This is a genomic window from Streptomyces sp. WAC05374, from assembly GCF_004353505.1.
GTDB lineage: Bacteria > Actinomycetota > Actinomycetes > Streptomycetales > Streptomycetaceae > Streptomyces.
The window spans coordinates 57,226-75,445 of record NZ_SMNQ01000018.1 but is presented as its reverse complement, the minus strand read 5'-3'; the positions used below and the strand labels follow the sequence as shown (position 1 = coordinate 75,445).

Genomic DNA, 18,220 nt, shown 5'->3' with positions numbered 1-18,220 from the left:
GGGGTCGCCCGACAGTCGGGCAAACCCCCTACACCCCGGGGCCCGCGCGGAATCAGGCCACCACGGCCGCGCCGGGCTCCACCACGGTGGCGGCCCCGGCCAGGGCGGACGGCGTCCGCAGCCGGTACACGTCCCGCACGTCGACCCGTACGCCCGCGTCCCGCAGGGCGTGCACCACCCGCAGCGCCCGCAGCGAGTTGCCGCCCAGGTCGAAGAAGTCGTCGTCCGGCGACACCTCCTCGCCGAACGCCGTCCGCCACGCCTCCAGGACCGCCTCCAGCGGCCCCGTACCGCCCTCCGCCCGCCGGGGCGGCCGGCGCACCGGGGCGGGCCGTGGCACCGGCAACTGCGCGGTGTCCACCTTGCCGTTGACCGTCAGCGGCAGCCGCGCCAGCGCCGTCACCGTGCTCGGCACCATGTACTCCGGCAGCATCCGGGCGGCGTGCCGGCGCACCTCGCGCGCGTCGGCCCCGTCGAGCACCGCGTACGCGTCGAGCGTGGCGTCGTCCGGGCGGCCCGGCGGCGCGTTCAGCACGACGACCGCCGCGCGGACCGACGGGTGGGCCAGCAGCACCGAGCGGATCTCGTCCAGCTCGATGCGGTGGCCGCGCAGCTTGATCTGGTTGTCCAGCCGCCCCAGGTGCTCCAGTTGCCCGTCCGGCAGCATCCGCCCCTTGTCGCCGCTCAGGTACAGGCGGCCTCGGGGGTCGAGCGGGTCGGCCACGAAGCGCCGTTCCGTCAGCTCCGGACGGCCCAGGTACTCCAGGGCCAGCCCGTCGCCGCCCACCGCTATCTCGCCCGCGCACCCCGGCGGCAGCAGCCTGCCCCGCTCGTCCAGCACGCGCACGCTCCACCCCGGGATCGCCGCGCCCACCGACCGGGAGCCGGCCAGGGCGTCGGCGCGGGTGACGGTACGGGCCGTGACATGGACCGTGGTCTCGGTGATGCCGAACATGTTGACCATCCGGCACTCGCGCTCCGGGTGGACGTCGAACCAGGGCACCAGGGAGCGGGCGTCCAGCGGTTCGCCGCCGAAGACCACCAGCCGCAGTGCCAGGGGCGCGGGCCGGGCGTGCTCCAGCTCCGTCAGCCGGGCGAACGCCGACGGCGTCTGGTTCAGCACCGTCACCCGCTCCCGCAGCAGCAGCTCCCGGAAGTCCTCCGGGGACCGGCACGTCCAGTACGGGACGACGACGAGCCGCCCGCCGGTGCCCAGGCAGCCCCAGATCTCCCACACGGAGAAGTCGAACGCCACCGAGTGGAACCACGTCCAGCAGTCCCCCGGCCCCAGGCCGAAGTCGTCCGCCGTGGCGTCCAGCAGCCTGCCCACCGCGCGGTGCGGCACGACCACGCCCTTGGGACGTCCCGTGGAGCCCGAGGTGTAGATGACGTACGCGGCGTCGTCGGGGGAGGCACCGGTGCCCGGCGGCAGCGGCGGCGCGGTCGCGGCGAGGCCGGTGAGCGCGGACAGCTCCACCGCCGCCCCGGGGGCGAACGCGCCACCCCGGCCGTCCTCCACGATCACCACGCCGAGCCGTGCGTCCTCCTCCACGAACGCCAGCCGGTCGGCCGGATAAGCCGGGTCGAGCGGCACGTACGCCGCACCCGCCGTCAGGACGCCCAGCAGCACCTCGATCAGCCGCGCCGACCGGTCCAGGCACACCCCGACCCGGTCACCGGGCCGCACACCGAGCGCGTGCAGCGCCCCGGCCAGCCGGTCGCCCCGCTCGACGAGTTGACGGTACGTCAGTGCGGTGCCGTCGCCCGGGTCGGTCAGGGCCGTCGCGTCCGGCGAGGCGTCCGCGCTCGCCCGGACCAGCTCGTGGATGAGGCGCGGGCCGCTGTCCGCCACCCGCGCGGTACGGCCCAGGTCCACGATGCGCCGCTCCTCGGCGGCGTCGTGCGCGGCCAGCGCGGCGACCGGCAGCGCCTGGTCGCCCGTCAGCACCTGCCGCGCCAGCCGCTCCACCCGGTGACGCAGTGCCTCGGCCTCCGGTACGGGGAACTCCTCGGCCCGGTACCAGCAGCGCACCCGCGGGGAGCCGTCGGCGCCGGACGTCACATGCACGGTCAGCGCATGGCGCCCCTCCAGCGCGGGCATGCGGCGCAGGGCGCGGACGGCGCGCGGGCGCAGGTCCACGTGGAGCGCGACGCGCGGCCCGTCGCCGGTGTCCTCGCCGCCCTCGCCGCCCTCGCCGCCCTCGCCGCCCGGCCGGGCGGCCTGCTCCGCGACCCACGCCCGGTACGCGGCGACCGGCAGGTCCTCGTCCAGCCCGGCCGCGCGCACGCACCCGGTGCGCACCCCGCCGGCCGTGTGCTCCACCACGTCCAGCACCGGCTGCTCCTCGCGCCGCGCCCGTGCCAGGGCCGGCAGGAGCACGGCGGCCACGTCCGCCGCCACGTCCGGCCCGGCGCCGATGCCGGGCACGTCCAGGCCCAGGCCGGCGGCGCCGGTGCCGTCGTCGGGGGCGTCGTCGGGGGCGTCCACCGCGCCGAGGGCCTCGGCGAGCCGGTCCAGGACGCCGTCCTCCACGTCGGTGACCGCGACCAGGTCGCGCACCCCGTCGGCGTACTCCAGCAGTACCAGCCGCACCGTCCCGGCCACTCCCAGGGGCGCGCGCAGCTCCCGCTCCCGGCGCCGCGACGCCACCGCGCTCCCGGCCGCACCCGGTACGGCCTCGGCCCAGAACCGCACCACGGGCCCGCCGGCGGGCGCGGGGGCGCCGGTCGGCGCCGGGGCGGTGGGGGTGGGTGCCGAGACGTCCGGCGGGGCGGGAACGGCGCGCAGGGCGGCGCGGCAGTCGGCGGCGCTCGTGCCGGCGGGGAGCCGGTAGACGGCCGCCCGCCGGGCGGCCGGGTCGTGGGTCCACTGGGTGTGCGACACGGGCCTCTCCAGACCGGTCGGGTCAACGGGCGCTGTAACCGCCGTCGACGGTGATCACGCCACCGGTGGCGTGCCGGGACTCGTCGGTGGCCAGCCACAGCACGGCCGCCGCCACGTCCCCGGCCTCCACCAGCGCGTTCATGGGCTGCTGGGTGACGAACTCCGCCTCGTGGTCGTCGGGCGCGATACCGATGCTGCGGCCGATCTCCACCAGCATCCGGCCCTCGTGCTCCGCGCTGTCGCGGACCGAGCCGGGGCACACCGCGTTGACCCGCACCCGGTAGGGCGCGTAGTCCAGGGCCGCCGCCTTGGTCAGCCCGACCAGGCCGTGCTTGGAGGCCACGTACCCGGCGAAGCTGCGGTACCCGACCAGTCCGGCCGTCGAGGCGATGTTGACGACGCTGCCGGACCGGGCCGCCGCCATCACCGCGCCCGCGGCCTTCAGCATCCGCCAGGCGCCGTTGAGGTTGACGTCGATCATCACGGCCCACTCGTCCTCGGTGACCTCGTGCACGACCCGCCCCGAAGGCCCGGCGATGCCCGCGTTGTTCACCAGCACGTCGACACCGCCGAAACGGTCGACGGCGTCGGCCACCACACGCGCGCACGCCTCGGGGTCCCGTACGTCGGCCGGGGCCGTCAGCACGGCGGCGCCCCGCTCGCGGCACAGCTCCGCCGTGCAGTCGAGCTGGCTGCGGGTGGCCATCGGATAGGGGACGCCCGGCAGATCGGCCGCGACGTCGACGAGCACCAGGTCGGCGCCCTCGGCGGCCAGCGCGACGGCACAGGCGCGCCCGATGCCGCGCCCGGCACCGGTGACCACGGCGGTCTTCCCGGCGAGGCGTCCGGTCACGACGGCGTCCCGGCGCCGACGCTCCGGGCGATGAGGTCCAGCACGTCCGGCCACGCGTCGACCAGGTACATGTGGCCGCCGCCGATCTCGGCGAGGGTCAGCCCGCCACGGGTGACACCCGCCCACTCGGCGGTGTCCTCGGCGGACACCAGCGTGTCCGCCGTGCCGCGCACGGCCACGACGGGCACGTCCAGCGGCTCGCGCGGGGTGAAGCGGTAGCTCTCGTGCATGGCCGCGTCCGCACGCAGCGGGGGCAGCACCAGCTCGCGCAGCTCCGGCTCGTCCAGGGCGGGGTGCTTGTACCCGGCGATCGCCTCGACGCGGGCGATGAACTCCTCGTCGGGCAGCCCCGTCACACGCCCGGGCCGCGGCCGGCCGGGCCACGTCGCCCCACTGACCACCAGCGTCATGCCGGGGAGCCCCGGGTCGCCGGCCAGCGCGCGGGCCGCCTCGTAGGCGAGGAGCGCGCCGAAGCTGTGGCCGAACACGGCGACGTGGCCGAACCCGGCGACGGCCGCCCGCAGTTCCGGCAGGATCGTGGCGACCAGGGTGTCCAGGTCCTCGCACTCCGGCTCGGCGAACCGCTTCTCGCGGCCCGGCAGCTCCACCGGGATCACGGTCAGCCCGTCACGCCGGCCGATCCACGGGTGGAAGAAGCTCGCCCCCGCGCCCGCGGGCGGGAAGCACAGCACCGCCGCACTCATCATGTCTCTCCAAAGGTCCGTGGGTCCCTCGACCCGGTCAGGCGGTCTCCGGCTCCTCGGCCGCCATACGCTCCAGCACCGTCCAGGCGGTCGCCGCGACGGTGAAGTCGGCGTAGAGGTCGCGCACCGTCAGCCGCACGCCGAACGCGTCCCGCAGCCGGGCCGCGAGCCGCACGGCGACCAGCGACTGGCCGCCCAGGTCGAAGAAGTTGTCGTGGACGCCGATGTCCTCGCGTCCCAGCAGCGACGACCAGATGGCGGCGACCTCCTCCTCCAGCGGAGTACGCGGCGCGGTGTACGCGACGGCGCGCCCGGGTACGCCGGGCTCGTCCGCCGCCCCGGCCACCCCGGCCGTGCCCGGCCCGCCGGCCGCCCCGGCCGCCTCGCGGGCGGCGGGCACCGAGTCCGCCGGCACCGTCTCGTCCAGCAGTCGCGACAGGCGCTCCCCGGGCCGTTCGGCGGCCGCTCGCAGGAACGCGGCGAGCTGCTCGGCCAGGCGCCGCGCACCGGCCGCGTCGAACACGTCGTCGGCGTACTCCAGGGCCGCGAGCAGGGTTCCGCCCGGCTCGGGGCGCACGTCGAGGACCAGGCCGGCCTTCGCGCTGTCGACGTCCACGGGCAGCAGCTCGAACGCGATGCCCGCGCTCCGCCACGTCGAGGGCCGGGCGCTCTGGAGCACCAGCATCACCTGCGAGCGCAGCGCCTCGGCACCCGGCAGGCCCCGCCGGCGCAGCACCTCGACGGCCTGCTCGAACGGCAGCTCCTGGTGGTCGAAGGCGTCCAGGCAGCCGGTGCGCACGCGCTCCAGCAGCCCGGTGAACGACGGGTCGCCGGACAGGTCGGTGCGCAGCAGCAGCGGGTTGACGAAGTAGCCGATGAGCCCTTCGAGTTCGGGGCGGTCGCGCCCGGCCATCGGGGAGACGACCGTGATGTCGTCCTGGGCGCAGTACCGCGACAGCAGCGCGTCGAAGGCGGCCAGCAGCACCATGAAGAGCGTCGCGCCCTCCGCGCGGGCCAGCTCGTCCAGCCGGGCGGCCAGCGGCGCCGGAAGCGTGAAGTGGTGCGTCCCGCCCCCGGTCCCGCCCCCGGTCCCGCCCCCGGCCCGGCCCCCGGTCCCGTCCGCACCGGAGGCCGCGCCGTCGCGTGCCGTGGGCAGCCGCAGCGGGGCCGCCCCGGCCAGCGTCCGGGACCAGTGCTCCGTCAGCCGCTCCAGGGTCGCGCCGGTGAGCGTGTCACGCTGCCAGACCGCGAAGTCGGCGTACTGGATGGGAAGTTCCTCCAGCGGCGGCTCGGCGTCCGCCAGGGCGGCCGCGTAGGCGACCGACAGCTCCTCGAGCAGGATCGCCGAGGACACCCCGTCGGTGACGATGTGGTGCATGGCCAGCAGCGCGACATGGTGCTCGGGTTCCAGCCGCAGCAGCCGCAGCCGTACCAGCGGGCCCACCGCCAGGTCGAACGGCTCGGCGAGCACCTCGCGGGCGACCGGGCCGACCTCCTCCGGCCGGGCCGGCGTCACCGGCACCGTCAGGGGCGCCGTCCCGCCGATCACCTGGACGGGCACGTCACCGTCGAGGGCGAAGACGGTGCGCAGCGCCTCGTGGCGCCCGACCACCGTGTTCAGGGCGCGCTCCAAAGCCGCCGTGTCCAGCGGCCCGCGCAGCCGCACGGCCGCGGTGATGTTGTACGCCGACAGGCCCGGGTCCAGCTCGTGCTGGAGCCACAGGCTCTGCTGGGCGAACGACGTCACCACGCTCAGCGATTCGTCGGCCGTCACCGTCCACCCTCCTCGTCAGGATCGTCACCGGATGGTGCACCCCCACCCGCACCGGGCGGCAGTCAGGCAATGTCCCGACTGCCCGGCCGGCCCCCGCCCGGCCGATCATCCGGGGATGTCCGCCTCGCGGCCCACTGAAAGGACCTGACGTCGTGTCGCCAAGCACCACGGCTCACCCTCCGGCCATCTCCACGGCCGTCGACGACCTGTCGGCGTGGGGCGGTCACCTGCTGTCCGCGGCCGACGTGTCGCTCCTGACGGGGGCGACCGCGCCGGACTGGGACGCCTACGCCCGCCACTGGGACGACCTCCTCCTCGACGAGTACATGCAGGACGGGGGGACCTACCGCCACCGCCGCTACGGCCACTACGTACTGGACGCCGCGACCGGTGACCTCACCGCCCAGCCGCACGGGCCGTACTACCAGCCCAGGATGGTCAACCCGCTCAACGGCGGTGTACGGCGGCACTTCGCCCCGCTCACCGACGCCTTCCGCGACGACCCGCTCACCCGGGCCCTCGTCCTCACCCTCGGCGACGTCTTCTCCCGGGTGGAGGGCGTGCACCGCTGGGACGTCAAGCTGCACCCCTTCCGCATCGTCACCACGCCCGACCAGCAGGGCAGGCCCGCCCCGCAGGGCGTGCACCGGGACGGCACCGCCTTCGTCACCTCGCTGCTGGTGGGGCGCACCAACGTCACGGGCGGCGAGAGCTCCCTGTACGCGCAGGACGGCACCCGGCTGCTCACCACCACGCTGGTCCGCCCCGGCGACCAGCTCCTCGCGGACGACCGGAGGCTGCTGCACGACGTGACGCCCCTGACACCCGTCGACCCCGCGCGCCCCGCGTACCGCGACGTCCTCATCATCGACTTCGACCACGTCGCGGACGAGACCGGACGGGGGCTGTGATGGCGGACGTCACCTCCCGCACCACCGACGACCTCCTGCGCACCCTCCAGGAGCTGTCGCCCGAGCGCCGCGCCCTGCTCGCCCGGCGCCTGGCCGCCCGTACCCCCTCGGCCGCGGCCCCGCCGCCCGTCCCCGCCCTGCCGCGCGGCGGCGGCACCGAACGCTTCGTCCCCTCCCCGGGCCAGCAGCAGCTCCACTACCAGTACGAGCTCGACCCCGGGGCGCTCAACTACCTGCTGCCGATCGCCGTACGACTGCACGGCGACCTGGACCCCGACGCCCTCGCCGCCGCCCTCGCCTCCGTCGTGGCCCGCCACGAGTCGCTGCGCACCGGCTTCGCGCCCGACCCCGGGCGCGGGATCACACAGGTCGTACGGGCCGCGCACGAGGTGTCCGTGGAGCTGGTGCGCGGCACCGCCCACGCCGACGACGTGCCGCGCCTCATCGAGGACGTCACCACCGTCCCCTTCGACCTCACCGAGCCGCCGCTGCTGCGCGCCGCCCTGTGGGAGCTCCAGGAGGCCCGCCCCGGCGGGGCGGAACACGGCGGGGCGGTGCCCGGCGAGCGGTCGTGGCTGCTCGTCCTGTGCGTCCACCACATCGTCGTCGACGGCTGGTCGCTCGGCGTCCTGGTCGACGAGATCGCCGAGGCGTACGCCGCCGCCGTCGACGGGCGCCCGGCGGACCTTCCCGACCTGCCCGTCCAGTACGCCGAGTTCGCCGACCGCCAGCAGACGTGGCTGTCCGGCCCGGACGCCGCACGGCAGCTCGCCCACTGGCGCGAGCGCCTCGACGGCGCCCCGCCGCTCGAACTGCCCGGCGACCGCCCGCGCCCCGCGAAGCCCACCTACGAGGGCGCCGCCGTGCGCCTCGACCTGGAGCCCGCGCTCGTCGAGGGCATCGGCCGGCTGGGCCGCTCCGAGAACGCCACCCCCTTCATGGTGCTGCTCGCCGCCTACGCCGCCGTGCTGCACCGCTGGTCCGCCGAGCGCGACCTCGTCGTCGGCACCGCCGTCGCCGGCCGGTCCGGCCCCGAATGGGAGCCGCTCATCGGCTTCTTCGTGAACACCCTCCCGCTGCGCCTGGCCGTCGACCCCACCGGCTCGTTCCGCGACCTGCTGCGCACCGCCCGGGACAGCGCCCTGGACGGCTTCGCCCACCAGGACGTGCCCTACCCGACGATCGTGCGCGAGGCGGGCGGGGAACGCCGCAGCGGCAGGTCCGCCCTGCTGCGGGTGCTCCTCGCCCTGCGCAACGTCCCCGCGCGGGAGCTGCGGCTGCCCGGGGTGCGCACCGAGACGCTCGAACTGCCCAAGCGCGGCTCGGACCTCGACCTCTCCCTGGAGTTCGCGCCCGCCGCCGGCCAGGACGGCGGGCTGACGGGCTGGCTGTCGTACGCGGCCGACCTGTTCGACCCCGAAACCGCGCGGCGGATCGCCACCGCCGTGCACGAGGTGCTGGCCGCCGCGGTGGCCACCGAGGGCGCCGCCGCCGTGTGCGACCTGCCGCTGACGACCGCCGGCGAACGCCACCGGCTGGTCGCCGAGTGGTCGGGCCGGGGCACCCCCGGCGCCGCCGAGGGGGACCTGCTCGACGCCTTCCACGCCCGCGCCGCCGCCACCCCCGGTGCCGTCGCCGCCGTCGCCGACACGGCCGCCCCGGCCTCCCTCACGTACCGCGAACTCGACGAGCGCGCCAACCGGCTGGCCCACCTGCTGCTGCGCCGGGGCGTCCGGCCCGAGGACCGGGTGGCGGTCCTGCTGCCGCGCGGCCTGCCCCTGCTCACCGCCGTCCTCGCGGTGCTCAAGGCGGGCGCCGTCCTGCTGCCCCTGGAGTCCGAGCACCCGAGCGACCGCCTCGCGCGGATCGTCACCGACGCCTCACCGGTGCTCGCCCTCACCAGCGGGGCGCTCGCCGCCCGGCTGCCCGACGGCGTGGACACCCTCCACGCCGAGGACCTGGACGCCCTGACCGCCGACTGCCCGGCCGCCCGGCCGGCCGTCCCCCACCACCCCGACGGCGGCGCCTACGTCCTGTACACCTCGGGCTCCACCGGCCGCCCCAAGGGCGTCGTGGTCACCCGGGGCAATCTGGCCGAGCGCCTCGCCGGCATGTGCGCTCAGTTCGCCCTCGGCGCCGACGAGGCCGTCCTGCACAAGACGCCGCTGAGCGCCGACACGTGCATGTGGGAGCTGCTCGTCGCCCTGCACTGCGGCGGAACCGTCGTCCTCGCCGAACCCGGCCGGCACACCGACGCGGACTACCTGTACGGCGTCCTCACCCGGCACACCGTCACCACCTGCTTCTTCGTCCCCTCGGTGCTGCGCCCCGCGCTGGAACGGGGCGGCTTCGCCGCCGCGGCGCCCGCGCTCAGGCTGGTCATCGCCGCCGGCGAGGAGCTCCCGGCCGGGCTGGCGGACCAGTTGCTGGCCCAGGCGCCGCACATCCGGCTCGTCAACTCCTACGGGCCCACCGAGACCACCATCAACATCGCCGAGCACACCGTCACCGCCCCCGCCTCCGAGCCCGTACCCATCGGCCGGCCCGTCCCGGGCACCGAGCTGTACGTGCTCGGCGAGCACGGCGGCGTCCAGCCCGTCGGCGTACCCGGCGAACTCCACGCGGGCGGCGCCCAGGTGGCCCGCGGCTACCTGGGCCGCCCCGGGCAGACCGCCGACGTCTACGTCCCCCACCCGTTCGTCCCCGGGGCCCGGCTGTACCGGACCGGCGACCGGGCGCGCTGGCGCCCCGACGGGCTGCTGGAGTTCCTCGGCCGCACCGACCACCAGGTCAAGATCCGCGGCTTCCGGGTGGAACCGGCCGAGGTGGAGAGCGCCCTGCGCACCCACCCGGACGTCGCCGACGCCGTGGTGCTCGCCAGGAAGGGCCCCTCGGGCGCCCCGCGCCTGGTCGGCTACGCCACCCCGGCACCGGGCCGGCCGGCGCCCGACACCGCCGCGCTCCGCGCCCACCTGCGGGGCGTGCTGCCCTCGCCCATGGTGCCGGACCTGTTCGTCGTGCTCGACGCCTTCCCGGTCACCCTCTACGGCAAGATCGACCGGGCGGCCCTGCCGGAGCCCGGGCCGGTGGCCGCCGCGGTGAGGAGACCGCCCGCCGACGCGCTCCAGGAGGTCCTGGCCGGGATCTGGCGCGAGACGCTCTCGGTGGACGACCCCGGAATCGACGACGACTTCTTCGAACTGGGCGGCCACTCCGTCCTCGCGACACTCGTGGTCTCCCGCATCCGCGAGCTGTTCCGGCTCGAACTGCCGCTGCACTTCTTCGTCGACGCCCCCACCATCGCGTCGCTGGCCACGCTCATGCGCGCCGAGGGCGCGGAGGCGGGCACGGACGTCGACCGGGTGGCCGCCCTCGTCCGCCAGGTCCAGCGCATGACACCGGACGAGGTCGCCCGGAAGCTCGGGACCTGACACCGTGCGGTCCACGGACACGGCCCCACCGGTCGCCGAGCGCGCCAAGGCCCCCGCCCCGGGCGGATTCTGGCGGCTGTGGGCCGCCACCACGGCCTCCGGGCTGGGCGACGGCACCCGGATCGCGGCGATGGCCGTGTACGCCGCCGCCCTCTCCGGAGACCCGCTCCACGTCGCCCTGGTCGCCCTGGCGGGCAAGCTGCCCTGGACCTGCGTCGGCCTGTTCACCGGCGCGCTGGCCGACCGGGTCGACCGGTGGCGGACCCTGTGGATCTGCGACGTGGCCCGCGCCGTGGTCATGGCGTGCCTGGTCGTGCTCATCGTGACCGGGCACGTCGGCATCGCCGTCCTGGCGGTGGTGTCGTTCCTGCTCACGTCGATCGCGACGCTCGCCGAGAGCCTCTCGCAGGCCGTCGTGCCCGACGTGGCCGGGCCCACCTCGCTCGAGACGGCCAACAGCCGTCTGATGGGCGGGCAGTTGCTCTTCAGCGAGTTCCTCGGGGCGCCGCTCGGCACCGCGCTGTTCGTCCTCGGCAGGCCCCTGCCGTTCGCCCTCGACACGCTCACCTTCGCCGTCTCGGCGGTGCTGGTGTGCGGTGTCCGCGTCCCCCGGGACCCGGGCGGCCCGCCCCGGGCCGGCGACCTGACCGCGAGGTCCGTCCTGCGCGACACCGCCGAGGGCGTCCGCTGGCTGTGGCACCGGCGGGAGCTGCGCACGGTCTGCCTCCTGGTCGGGCTGCTCAACTTCAGCGTGGTGGCCGTGATGGGCATCGCCGTGCTGTACGCCCTGGAGGTGCTGGGCACCGGCGAGCGCGGGTACGGCGTGCTGCTCGTCGTCGTCGCGGCGGGCGGCCTCGCGGGGGTGCTGGCCGCGCCGCGCGTCACCGCCCAACTGGGCCGGGGGCGGGCGCTGCGGGTGGCGTTCGCCCTGTGCCCGGTGCCGTTCGTGGTCGCCGGGTGCACCTCCGACGGCCCGGTGGCCGCCGTGGCGCTGGCCGTCGTGGGCGCGAGCATGTCCCTGGTCACCGTGGTGACCGTCTCGGTGCGCCAGTCGCTGGTCCCCACCGCGCTGTTCGGCCGCGTGAACGGCGGCTACCGGCTCGTCGTCAACGGGCTGTCCCCGCTGGGCAGCCTGGCCGGCGGGGTGACGGCCTCCGCGTGGGGGCTGCGTGCCCCGTTCTTCCTGGCCGCGGCGGTGCTCGCCGTGGCCGCCGTCGCGATGCTGCGGCTGCCGCCCGGAGCCTTCGACGCCCCCGCCGCCCCCCAGGAACCGAGGAGCCCCCGCCCCATGGGAGACACGACAACGTCCACGCGGCCCCCCGCCCCCGCCCGTACCGAAGACCCGTCCACGGCCGCCCCTGCCACCGCCGGTGACGGGGGCTCAGCCGCCGCCGCGGCCGTGGCGGACCCCGCCGCCCCGCCGCCTCCCGCACCCCGCGGGTGGTGGCGGACCGGGCCGCTGCCCCGGCTGCTGGTGCCGCTGCTCGCCGCCGTCGCCGCCACCGTCACCGCGCTCGGCGCCGTGACCACGCCCGACCCGCTGCCCGCCTCCGCCCCGGCCGGCACCTTCTCGGCGGACCGCGCCCACGAGCACGTCGCCGCCGTCGCGGGCCGCCCGCACCACGTCGGCACGGCCGCCAACGACGCCGTACGCGACGAACTCGTCGCCCGCTTCACCGCGCTGGGGCTCACCCCCCGGGTGCTGCCCGGCACCGGGGCCGACACGGAGTCGGGCGCGGCCATGGTCGGGTGGACGCGGAACATCGCCGCCACCGTGCCCGGCACCGCGCCGACCGGGCGCGTCCTGGTCGTCGCCCACTACGACTCGGCCGAGACCAGCCACGGCGCCTCCGACGACGGGCTCGGCGTCGCCACCGCGCTGGAGATCGCGCGGGCCGTCACGGCGGGGCCCGCGCCCCGCAACGACATCACCTTCCTCCTCACCGACGGGGAGGAACCCGGCATGCTGGGCGCCCGCGCCTTCGTCGCCGCCGACCGGGGCGCGGCGGAGTCCACGGTGGTGCTCAACCTGGAGGCCCGGGGCACCTCGGGGCGGGCGGTGATGTTCCAGACCGGTTCCGGCGACAGCGAGCTGCTGGCGGCGCTCGGCGACCGGGTCCCGGTGGCCACGTCGCTCTCCGACGAGATCTACGGCATGCTCCCCAACGACACCGACTTCACGGTGCTGCGGGACGCCGGGACGACCGGCCTGAACTTCGCGGTGATCGCGGGCTCCGCCAACTACCACACCCCGCGCGACAGTCTGGACACCCTCAGCCGCGACAGCCTCCAGGACATGGGGGAGACCACCCTGGCCGCGACCCGGCACCTCGCCCGCGCCGACCTCGGCGGCGTCGCGGACGGCGGCGACAGTACGTACTTCTCGCTCGCCGGCCTGCTGGTGCGCTACCCGGCGTCCCTGGTGCTGCCGGGCGCGCTGCTCGCCGTCGCCGGTGCGGTGGCCGCGCTCGTGGCCGCCCGGCGGCGGGGCGCCCTGCGGCTGCGGGCGACCGCCGCCGTGGCGGCCACCCTGCCGCTCGCCCTGCTCGTGGCCGCCGCGGCGGGCAGCGCGCTGTGGCCCGCCCTGACATGGCTGCGCCCGGAGTGGACCGGGTTCGCCCTCGGCAGTCCCTACCGGCCCGGGCCGGTGGCCCTCGCCGCCGTGCTGTCGGCGGCCGTGGTCACCTGGGTGTGGGCGGTACGGGTGCGCCGGCGGGCCACCGGCCCGGAGGTGAGCGCGGCCGTCACGGTGTGGCTGGCGCTGTGCGCGGTGCTGACGGCCGTGGTGCTGCCCGGCGCGTCGTACCTGTTCCTGTGGCCCGCGCTGGCGGGAGCGGGCGGACTCGCCGTGGCGGCACGGCTCCCGGCGGCCTCGCCGTGGCGCGCCGCCGCGACGACGGCGGCCGTCCTCCCGGCGGCCGCGCTGATGGCGCCGATCGTGGTGCTGCTCTTCGACACCGTCCCGCTCGCCCTCGTCGCCGTACCGCTGCCGCTGGTCGTGCTGTGCCTGGCGGCCGCACTGCCGGCGGCGGCGAAGGCGGTGTCCCGCCGCACCGCCCGCTCGCTCACCGCGCTCGGCACGCTGGCCGCGGTGGCCGCCGCGGGCACCGCCCTGCCGCTGAACCGTCCCGACGCCGCGCACCCGGCCCAGGTCAGCCTGGTCCACACCCGGGACGCCGACACCGGCCGCGCCCTGTGGGCCTCCAACGGCACCGGCCGTTCGGCCTGGCTGGAGCGGTACGTGGGGGCGGGCACCACCGCGCTGGAGGACCGCTTCCCGTCGCTCGACGAACCGGCCGCCTGGCGCACCGGGCCGGCCCCGGCCGTCCCGTCCCCGGAGCCCCGGCTCACGGTGAAGGGCATCACCCGGCACGGCGACGTCCGGCGCGTCCGCCTCCACGTGGCCACCGTCCACGGCCGTGCCGCCGAACTCGCCCTGTACGCCGACGCCCAGGGCGCCCCCGTGGTCCGGGCGACGGCCGCCGGTCACACCGTCCCCGGCGGCGCCAATCGCGACGCCGACCGCTGGACGTGGGGCCTGCTGCTCACCGCCCCGCCCGCCACGGGCACCGAGGTCGTCCTGGACGTCCGCGGCGACCGCCCGCTCCTGCTGCGCGCCGTCGCCCTCACCCCGGGCCTCCCGGCCGGCTCCCTGACCGTCCCGCGCCCCCGCGACGTCACCTGGTCCGCCCAGGACGCGGGCGTCAGCCTGGTGTCCCGGTCGTACCGCTGGTGAGTGCCGGTCCGCCGAAGCCGTGCAGCAGCGTGTCGACGACGCGCGTGGCGAGGGCGTCGACGGCCGCGTCGGTGTCCGGCGCCTCGGCCGCCGCCTCGTGGATGAGGAGGTAGTACACGCGCCGGGCCCAGTCCACATCGGTGTCGGCCCGGAGCAGGCCGGCGTCCCGCGCGCGGGCGAACAGCCGCTCGCACTGGGCCAGTACACCCGCGTGCACACGGGCGACCTCGGGGGCGTCGGTGGGCAGGGCGCCCATCGCGAAGCCCCAGCCGGTCTTGACGCGCAGCACGTTGGCGGTGACCTGGTAGAGGGCGACGGCCGGTGGCGCGGTGTCCGGGCAGGCGGCCTCCACGGCTTCCCGGAACCGCTGCGTCGCCCACGCGGCCAGCGCCGTGATCAGCGCCTCGCGTGAGGCGAACCGCCGGTGGACGGTGGTGCGGGCGACCCCGGCGGCCTCGGCGATCTGCTCCACCGTGGCCGCGGGGTTCGCGGACAGCACCCGCTCGGCGGCCTCGAGGATGGCGCGAACCGTCCGCTCGGCATCGGCGCGCAGCGGCTTCGGCGAATCGGATAGCGCCATGGGGTGCGGCTCCTTCCCTGTCCGTGAACGATCCCGTCAGGATACATCCTTGTGGCCATTCATTTCCTAGTTGCAACACGCATGACGCATCTCGTACGTTAGTCGCGTCATCGGAGATGTGTTGTGCGAGTGGAGGATCACCATGGAGCTGCACCTGAACGGCCGCACCGCCCTGGTCACGGGAGCGAGCCGGGGCATCGGGCTCGCCGTGGTACGGGCGCTGACCGCCGAGGGCGTCCGCGTCGTCGCGGCGGCCCGTACCCCCACCCCCGAACTCGAGGCGACCGGCGCCGTGACCGTGGCGGTGGACCTGTCCGACCCCGCCGGGGCCGAACGGCTGGTGGGCGAAGCCATGGCCGCCCTCGGCGGCATCGACATCCTGGTCAACAACGTCGGCGGTGGTGACGGCGGTCTGACCGGCGGGTTCCTCGAGATGACCGACGCGCAGTGGGCCGAGGTGACCGACCTGAACTTCTTCGCCACCGTCCGGGTCACCCGCGCCGCCCTGCCCGCCCTGCTCGCCCGCCGGGGCGCGATCGTCAACGTGTCCTCGATCGGCGCCCGCGTCCCGCACGGCGGGCCCGTCGCCTACACGACGGCCAAGGCCGCGCTCACCGCGCTCGGCAAGGCGCTGGCGCACGAGTTCGGCCCGCGGGGCGTGCGGGTGAACACGGTCTCGCCCGGCCCGGTCCGCACCGCGATGTGGGAGAGCCCGACCGGCTACGGCGCGGAGCTGGCGGCGTCGATGGGCGTCCCGCACGCCGACCTGCTGGCCGGAGTGCCGGCCGCGACGGGCATGCTGATCGACCGGCTGGTCGAACCGGACGAGGTCGCGGCGCTCGTCGCGTACCTCGCCTCGCCCCTCGCCGCCGCGACGACCGGCGCCGACCACCTCATCGACGGCGGGGCGGTCAAGACCGCCTGACCGCGCGGCCGGGACACACCGGCGCCCCGCCCCTCACGAGAGGGAGCGGGGCGCCGGGGTGTGCCGGAGGGTTACAGGCCCTCGGGGATGCGCTCGTTGACCACGACCTGCTCGATGGTCTGGCGGGCGCGGATGAGGTCGAAGCTGCCGTCCGCGCGGCGCAGCACCTCGGCGGCCTCCGGGTAGGAGTTGAAGTTCTTCATCGACATGCTGGAGCAGTAGCTGCCCGCCCGCTCGATGACGATGAAGTCGCCGATCTCGGTGCGGCCGAGGGGGACCGGCGCGAGCTGCTCGACCGGCTTGTAGGAGGCGGTCAGGACGTCACCGGCGATGCAGCAGTGGCCGACGACGTTGTACTCCTCGGCGTCGTCCGCGGCGCGCGTGCCGGTGGCGGGGACCGACACGATGGGGTGCTGGACGCCGTAGTAGGAGGGACGGGCGATCTCGGTGAGACCACTGTTGATCTTCAGGAAGGAGTTGCCGTCCTCGCCGGTGTCCGCCTTGTCGATGACCTTGGTGACCAGCGCGCCGGACAGGGCGGTGAGGTAGGTGCCCGGCTCGACCTCGGTGTGCAGGCGCCGGCCGGTCTCCTCGGCGAAGGCGGTCAGCTCGTCGGCGACCACACGGGCCCACTCGGTGTGGTCGTAGACCGGGTCGGTGTGCAGCGCGCTGACGCGGTAACCGCCGCCCAGGTCCAGGGTGTGGACGTCCTGGAAGTCGCGGGCGAACGACAGCATGGTGCGGACGGCGTCGATCAGGATGTCCCAGTGGTGGCCCGAGCCGATGTGCGACTGGAGGCGGACCAGCTTCAGGCCGTGCTCGTCGACGATCCGCTTGACCTCCGGGAGCTGCTCGTGCCAGATGCCGAAGCTGGACTGGGGGCCACCGCTGTTGAGCCGGCCCACCAGGCCCGAACCGAAACCGGGGTTGATGCGGATGGCGACCTCGCCGCCGGGGTAGTTGCGGCCGTACTCGTCGAGCTGGTGCAGCGAGCCCGCGTCGAACTGGAGGCCCGCGTCGATCAGCTCGCGCAGGTTGTCGTCGAAGACGGCCTCCTGGGCGGTCATCGAGATCTTCGCCGGGTCGGCCCCGGCGATCACCGCACGGCGGGCCTCCCACACCGAGCTGGCGTCGAAGGAGAAGCCCTGCCGGTCGAAGAGCCGGATGATCGCCTGGCTGGGGCACGCCTTCAGGGAGTAACGCACCGTCAGGCCGAAGGCGTTGGGCAGCGTCGCCATCGTCTCGGAGGAACGCCGCACGGTGGCCTCGTCGTAGACGAAGACGGGCGTGCCGAACCGCTCGGCGACCGTACGGACGTCGTCCTGGCTCAGAAACTTCAACTGCTCCATTGCGACCTCGCTCATTTCGGGCTCATTCCTCGGTGTCGGTAGTGCGTACGTGTACGGGGGTGGGGGCGTCCAGGACCCGGTGGCGGGCCCGGAGCCTGCGGCGGTACCCGTCCGGGTCCGCCGCGCTGAGCTCCTCGTGCAGCAGCCGCAGCCGGTGGTGGGGCGTGCCCGGCCACAGGTGGTGGACGGTGTGGTAGCCGTCGCTGTGCGGATGGATCAGCCAGCGCTGCACCGCACCCAGGTTGGTGACGGTGGAGTCGAAGACGGTGTCGGCGTCGTGGTAGCTGTGCTCGCTGCTCTCGCCGATGAACCGCAGCACCGGCAGGGCCGCCGCGTGGCCCGCCAGCCACACGGCTCCGGCGGTCGCGGCCGGGCCCGCCCCCCACAGCAGCCACCCCGGCACGGCCACCACGGCCAGCGCCCACAGCGGCGGCAGCAGCAGTCCGGGCAGGTCGGTGGAGGTGGTCCGGTACCAGCTCCGCTGGTGGGCGGCGAGCCGCACCAGCATCGAGCGGGTGTAGGCGAGGCGGCTGCCCCGGTCCAGCCCGGCCAGGTCGAGTTCGGCGTAGCGCCGCAGGTCCGGGTCGTCGTCGGTGCCCAGCCGGCTGTGGTGCAGCAGGTGGTCGGCGCGGTAGCGGGCGATGCGTATCCCGGTGGGCAGCCCCGCCAGGAGCCCGGCGCACAGGTCGTTGGCCCGGCGGTGGTGACGGCACCAGTTGAAGTGGCTCGCCTCGTGCACCAGGCACTCCAGCGCCCGGAGCTGACGCCCCACCAGCAAGGCCGCGGCCAGCACCACCAGCACCCCCGCCGCCGCGCGGCCGCCGCCGCCGGACCACCAGCCCGGCCAGGCGGCCGCCAGCGCGGCCAGCGGGACGCTGACGTGGTCCCAGCCCGCCATCAGCACCGAGACGCCGAGCCGTGTGCGGTGGGCGTCGCGCAGGACACCGCGCAGCGCGGCCGGTGCCCGGTACCCCCGTGCGTACGGGCGCCGCTCCGGTGGCCGGACCACCCGGTCCTGCGGCGCCGGGACGGCGAGGGTGTGCGTCATGCGGACTCCAGGAAGGGCGTGCCGG

General features: G+C 75.9%; 11 protein-coding genes. 4 read left to right on the top strand and 7 right to left on the bottom strand.

What is annotated here, in order from left to right:
* Positions 1 to 52: 52 nt before the first annotated feature.
* From E2B92_RS26745 to E2B92_RS26730, 4 genes are read right to left on the bottom strand one after another with little or no spacing between them, the layout of a single operon-like run.
* Entirely contained in the window at positions 53 to 2,884 is a 2,832-nt protein-coding gene (locus tag E2B92_RS26745) for a non-ribosomal peptide synthetase (protein ID WP_235023995.1), read from the bottom strand.
* A gap of 22 nt (positions 2,885 to 2,906) precedes the next feature.
* Positions 2,907 to 3,737 carry an SDR family oxidoreductase gene (locus tag E2B92_RS26740; RefSeq protein WP_126883867.1) on the bottom strand — a complete coding sequence of 277 codons (831 nt, stop codon included), beginning with the start codon at positions 3,735 to 3,737 and terminating at the stop codon, positions 2,907 to 2,909.
* Positions 3,734 to 4,444, bottom strand: coding sequence for a thioesterase II family protein (locus E2B92_RS26735; RefSeq protein ID WP_126883866.1), 711 nt, complete (start codon positions 4,442 to 4,444; stop codon positions 3,734 to 3,736). Before E2B92_RS26735 ends, E2B92_RS26740 begins: the two co-directional genes overlap by 4 nt.
* 34 nt (positions 4,445 to 4,478) lie before the next feature.
* Positions 4,479 to 6,215 (bottom strand): condensation domain-containing protein, encoded by a 1,737-nt coding sequence (locus E2B92_RS26730; protein ID WP_133087720.1) that lies wholly within the window; start codon positions 6,213 to 6,215, stop codon positions 4,479 to 4,481.
* A 152-nt stretch (positions 6,216 to 6,367) separates the two neighbouring features.
* On the opposite strand from E2B92_RS26730, the gene E2B92_RS26725 reads away from it, so the two are divergent.
* The 3 genes from E2B92_RS26725 to E2B92_RS33875 are packed head-to-tail and all read left to right on the top strand — an operon-like array spanning position 6,368 to position 14,293.
* Positions 6,368 to 7,126, top strand: a complete 759-nt coding sequence (locus E2B92_RS26725; protein WP_126883864.1) for a 2OG-Fe dioxygenase family protein — start codon at positions 6,368 to 6,370, stop codon at positions 7,124 to 7,126.
* On the top strand, positions 7,126 to 10,557 hold the full coding sequence (locus E2B92_RS26720; RefSeq protein ID WP_126883863.1) for a non-ribosomal peptide synthetase: 3,432 nt from the start codon (positions 7,126 to 7,128) through the stop codon (positions 10,555 to 10,557). The genes E2B92_RS26725 and E2B92_RS26720 overlap by 1 nt, the downstream gene beginning before the upstream one ends.
* A gap of 4 nt (positions 10,558 to 10,561) precedes the next feature.
* A complete protein-coding gene (locus E2B92_RS33875; RefSeq protein ID WP_133087719.1) occupies positions 10,562 to 14,293 on the top strand; it encodes an MFS transporter in 3,732 nt (1,243 codons plus the stop codon).
* On the opposite strand, the gene E2B92_RS26710 is transcribed toward E2B92_RS33875, so the two are convergent.
* Positions 14,262 to 14,873, bottom strand: coding sequence for a TetR/AcrR family transcriptional regulator (locus E2B92_RS26710; protein ID WP_126883861.1), 612 nt, complete (start codon positions 14,871 to 14,873; stop codon positions 14,262 to 14,264). The two genes, E2B92_RS33875 and E2B92_RS26710, sit on opposite strands and share 32 nt — an antisense overlap.
* A gap of 142 nt (positions 14,874 to 15,015) precedes the next feature.
* Between E2B92_RS26710 and E2B92_RS26705 the strand changes: the two genes are divergently transcribed.
* Positions 15,016 to 15,798, top strand: a complete 783-nt coding sequence (locus E2B92_RS26705) for an SDR family NAD(P)-dependent oxidoreductase (protein ID WP_126883860.1) — start codon at positions 15,016 to 15,018, stop codon at positions 15,796 to 15,798.
* Positions 15,799 to 15,869: 71 nt separating this feature from the next.
* Here the strand turns inward: E2B92_RS26705 and E2B92_RS26700 are convergent, their stop codons facing one another.
* On the bottom strand, positions 15,870 to 17,162 hold the full coding sequence (locus E2B92_RS26700) for a diaminopimelate decarboxylase (protein WP_126883859.1): 1,293 nt from the start codon (positions 17,160 to 17,162) through the stop codon (positions 15,870 to 15,872).
* Positions 17,163 to 17,169: 7 nt separating this feature from the next.
* Positions 17,170 to 18,195 (bottom strand): fatty acid desaturase, encoded by a 1,026-nt coding sequence (locus E2B92_RS26695; RefSeq protein WP_126883858.1) that lies wholly within the window; start codon positions 18,193 to 18,195, stop codon positions 17,170 to 17,172.
* Between the last annotated feature and the right edge of the window lie 25 nt (positions 18,196 to 18,220).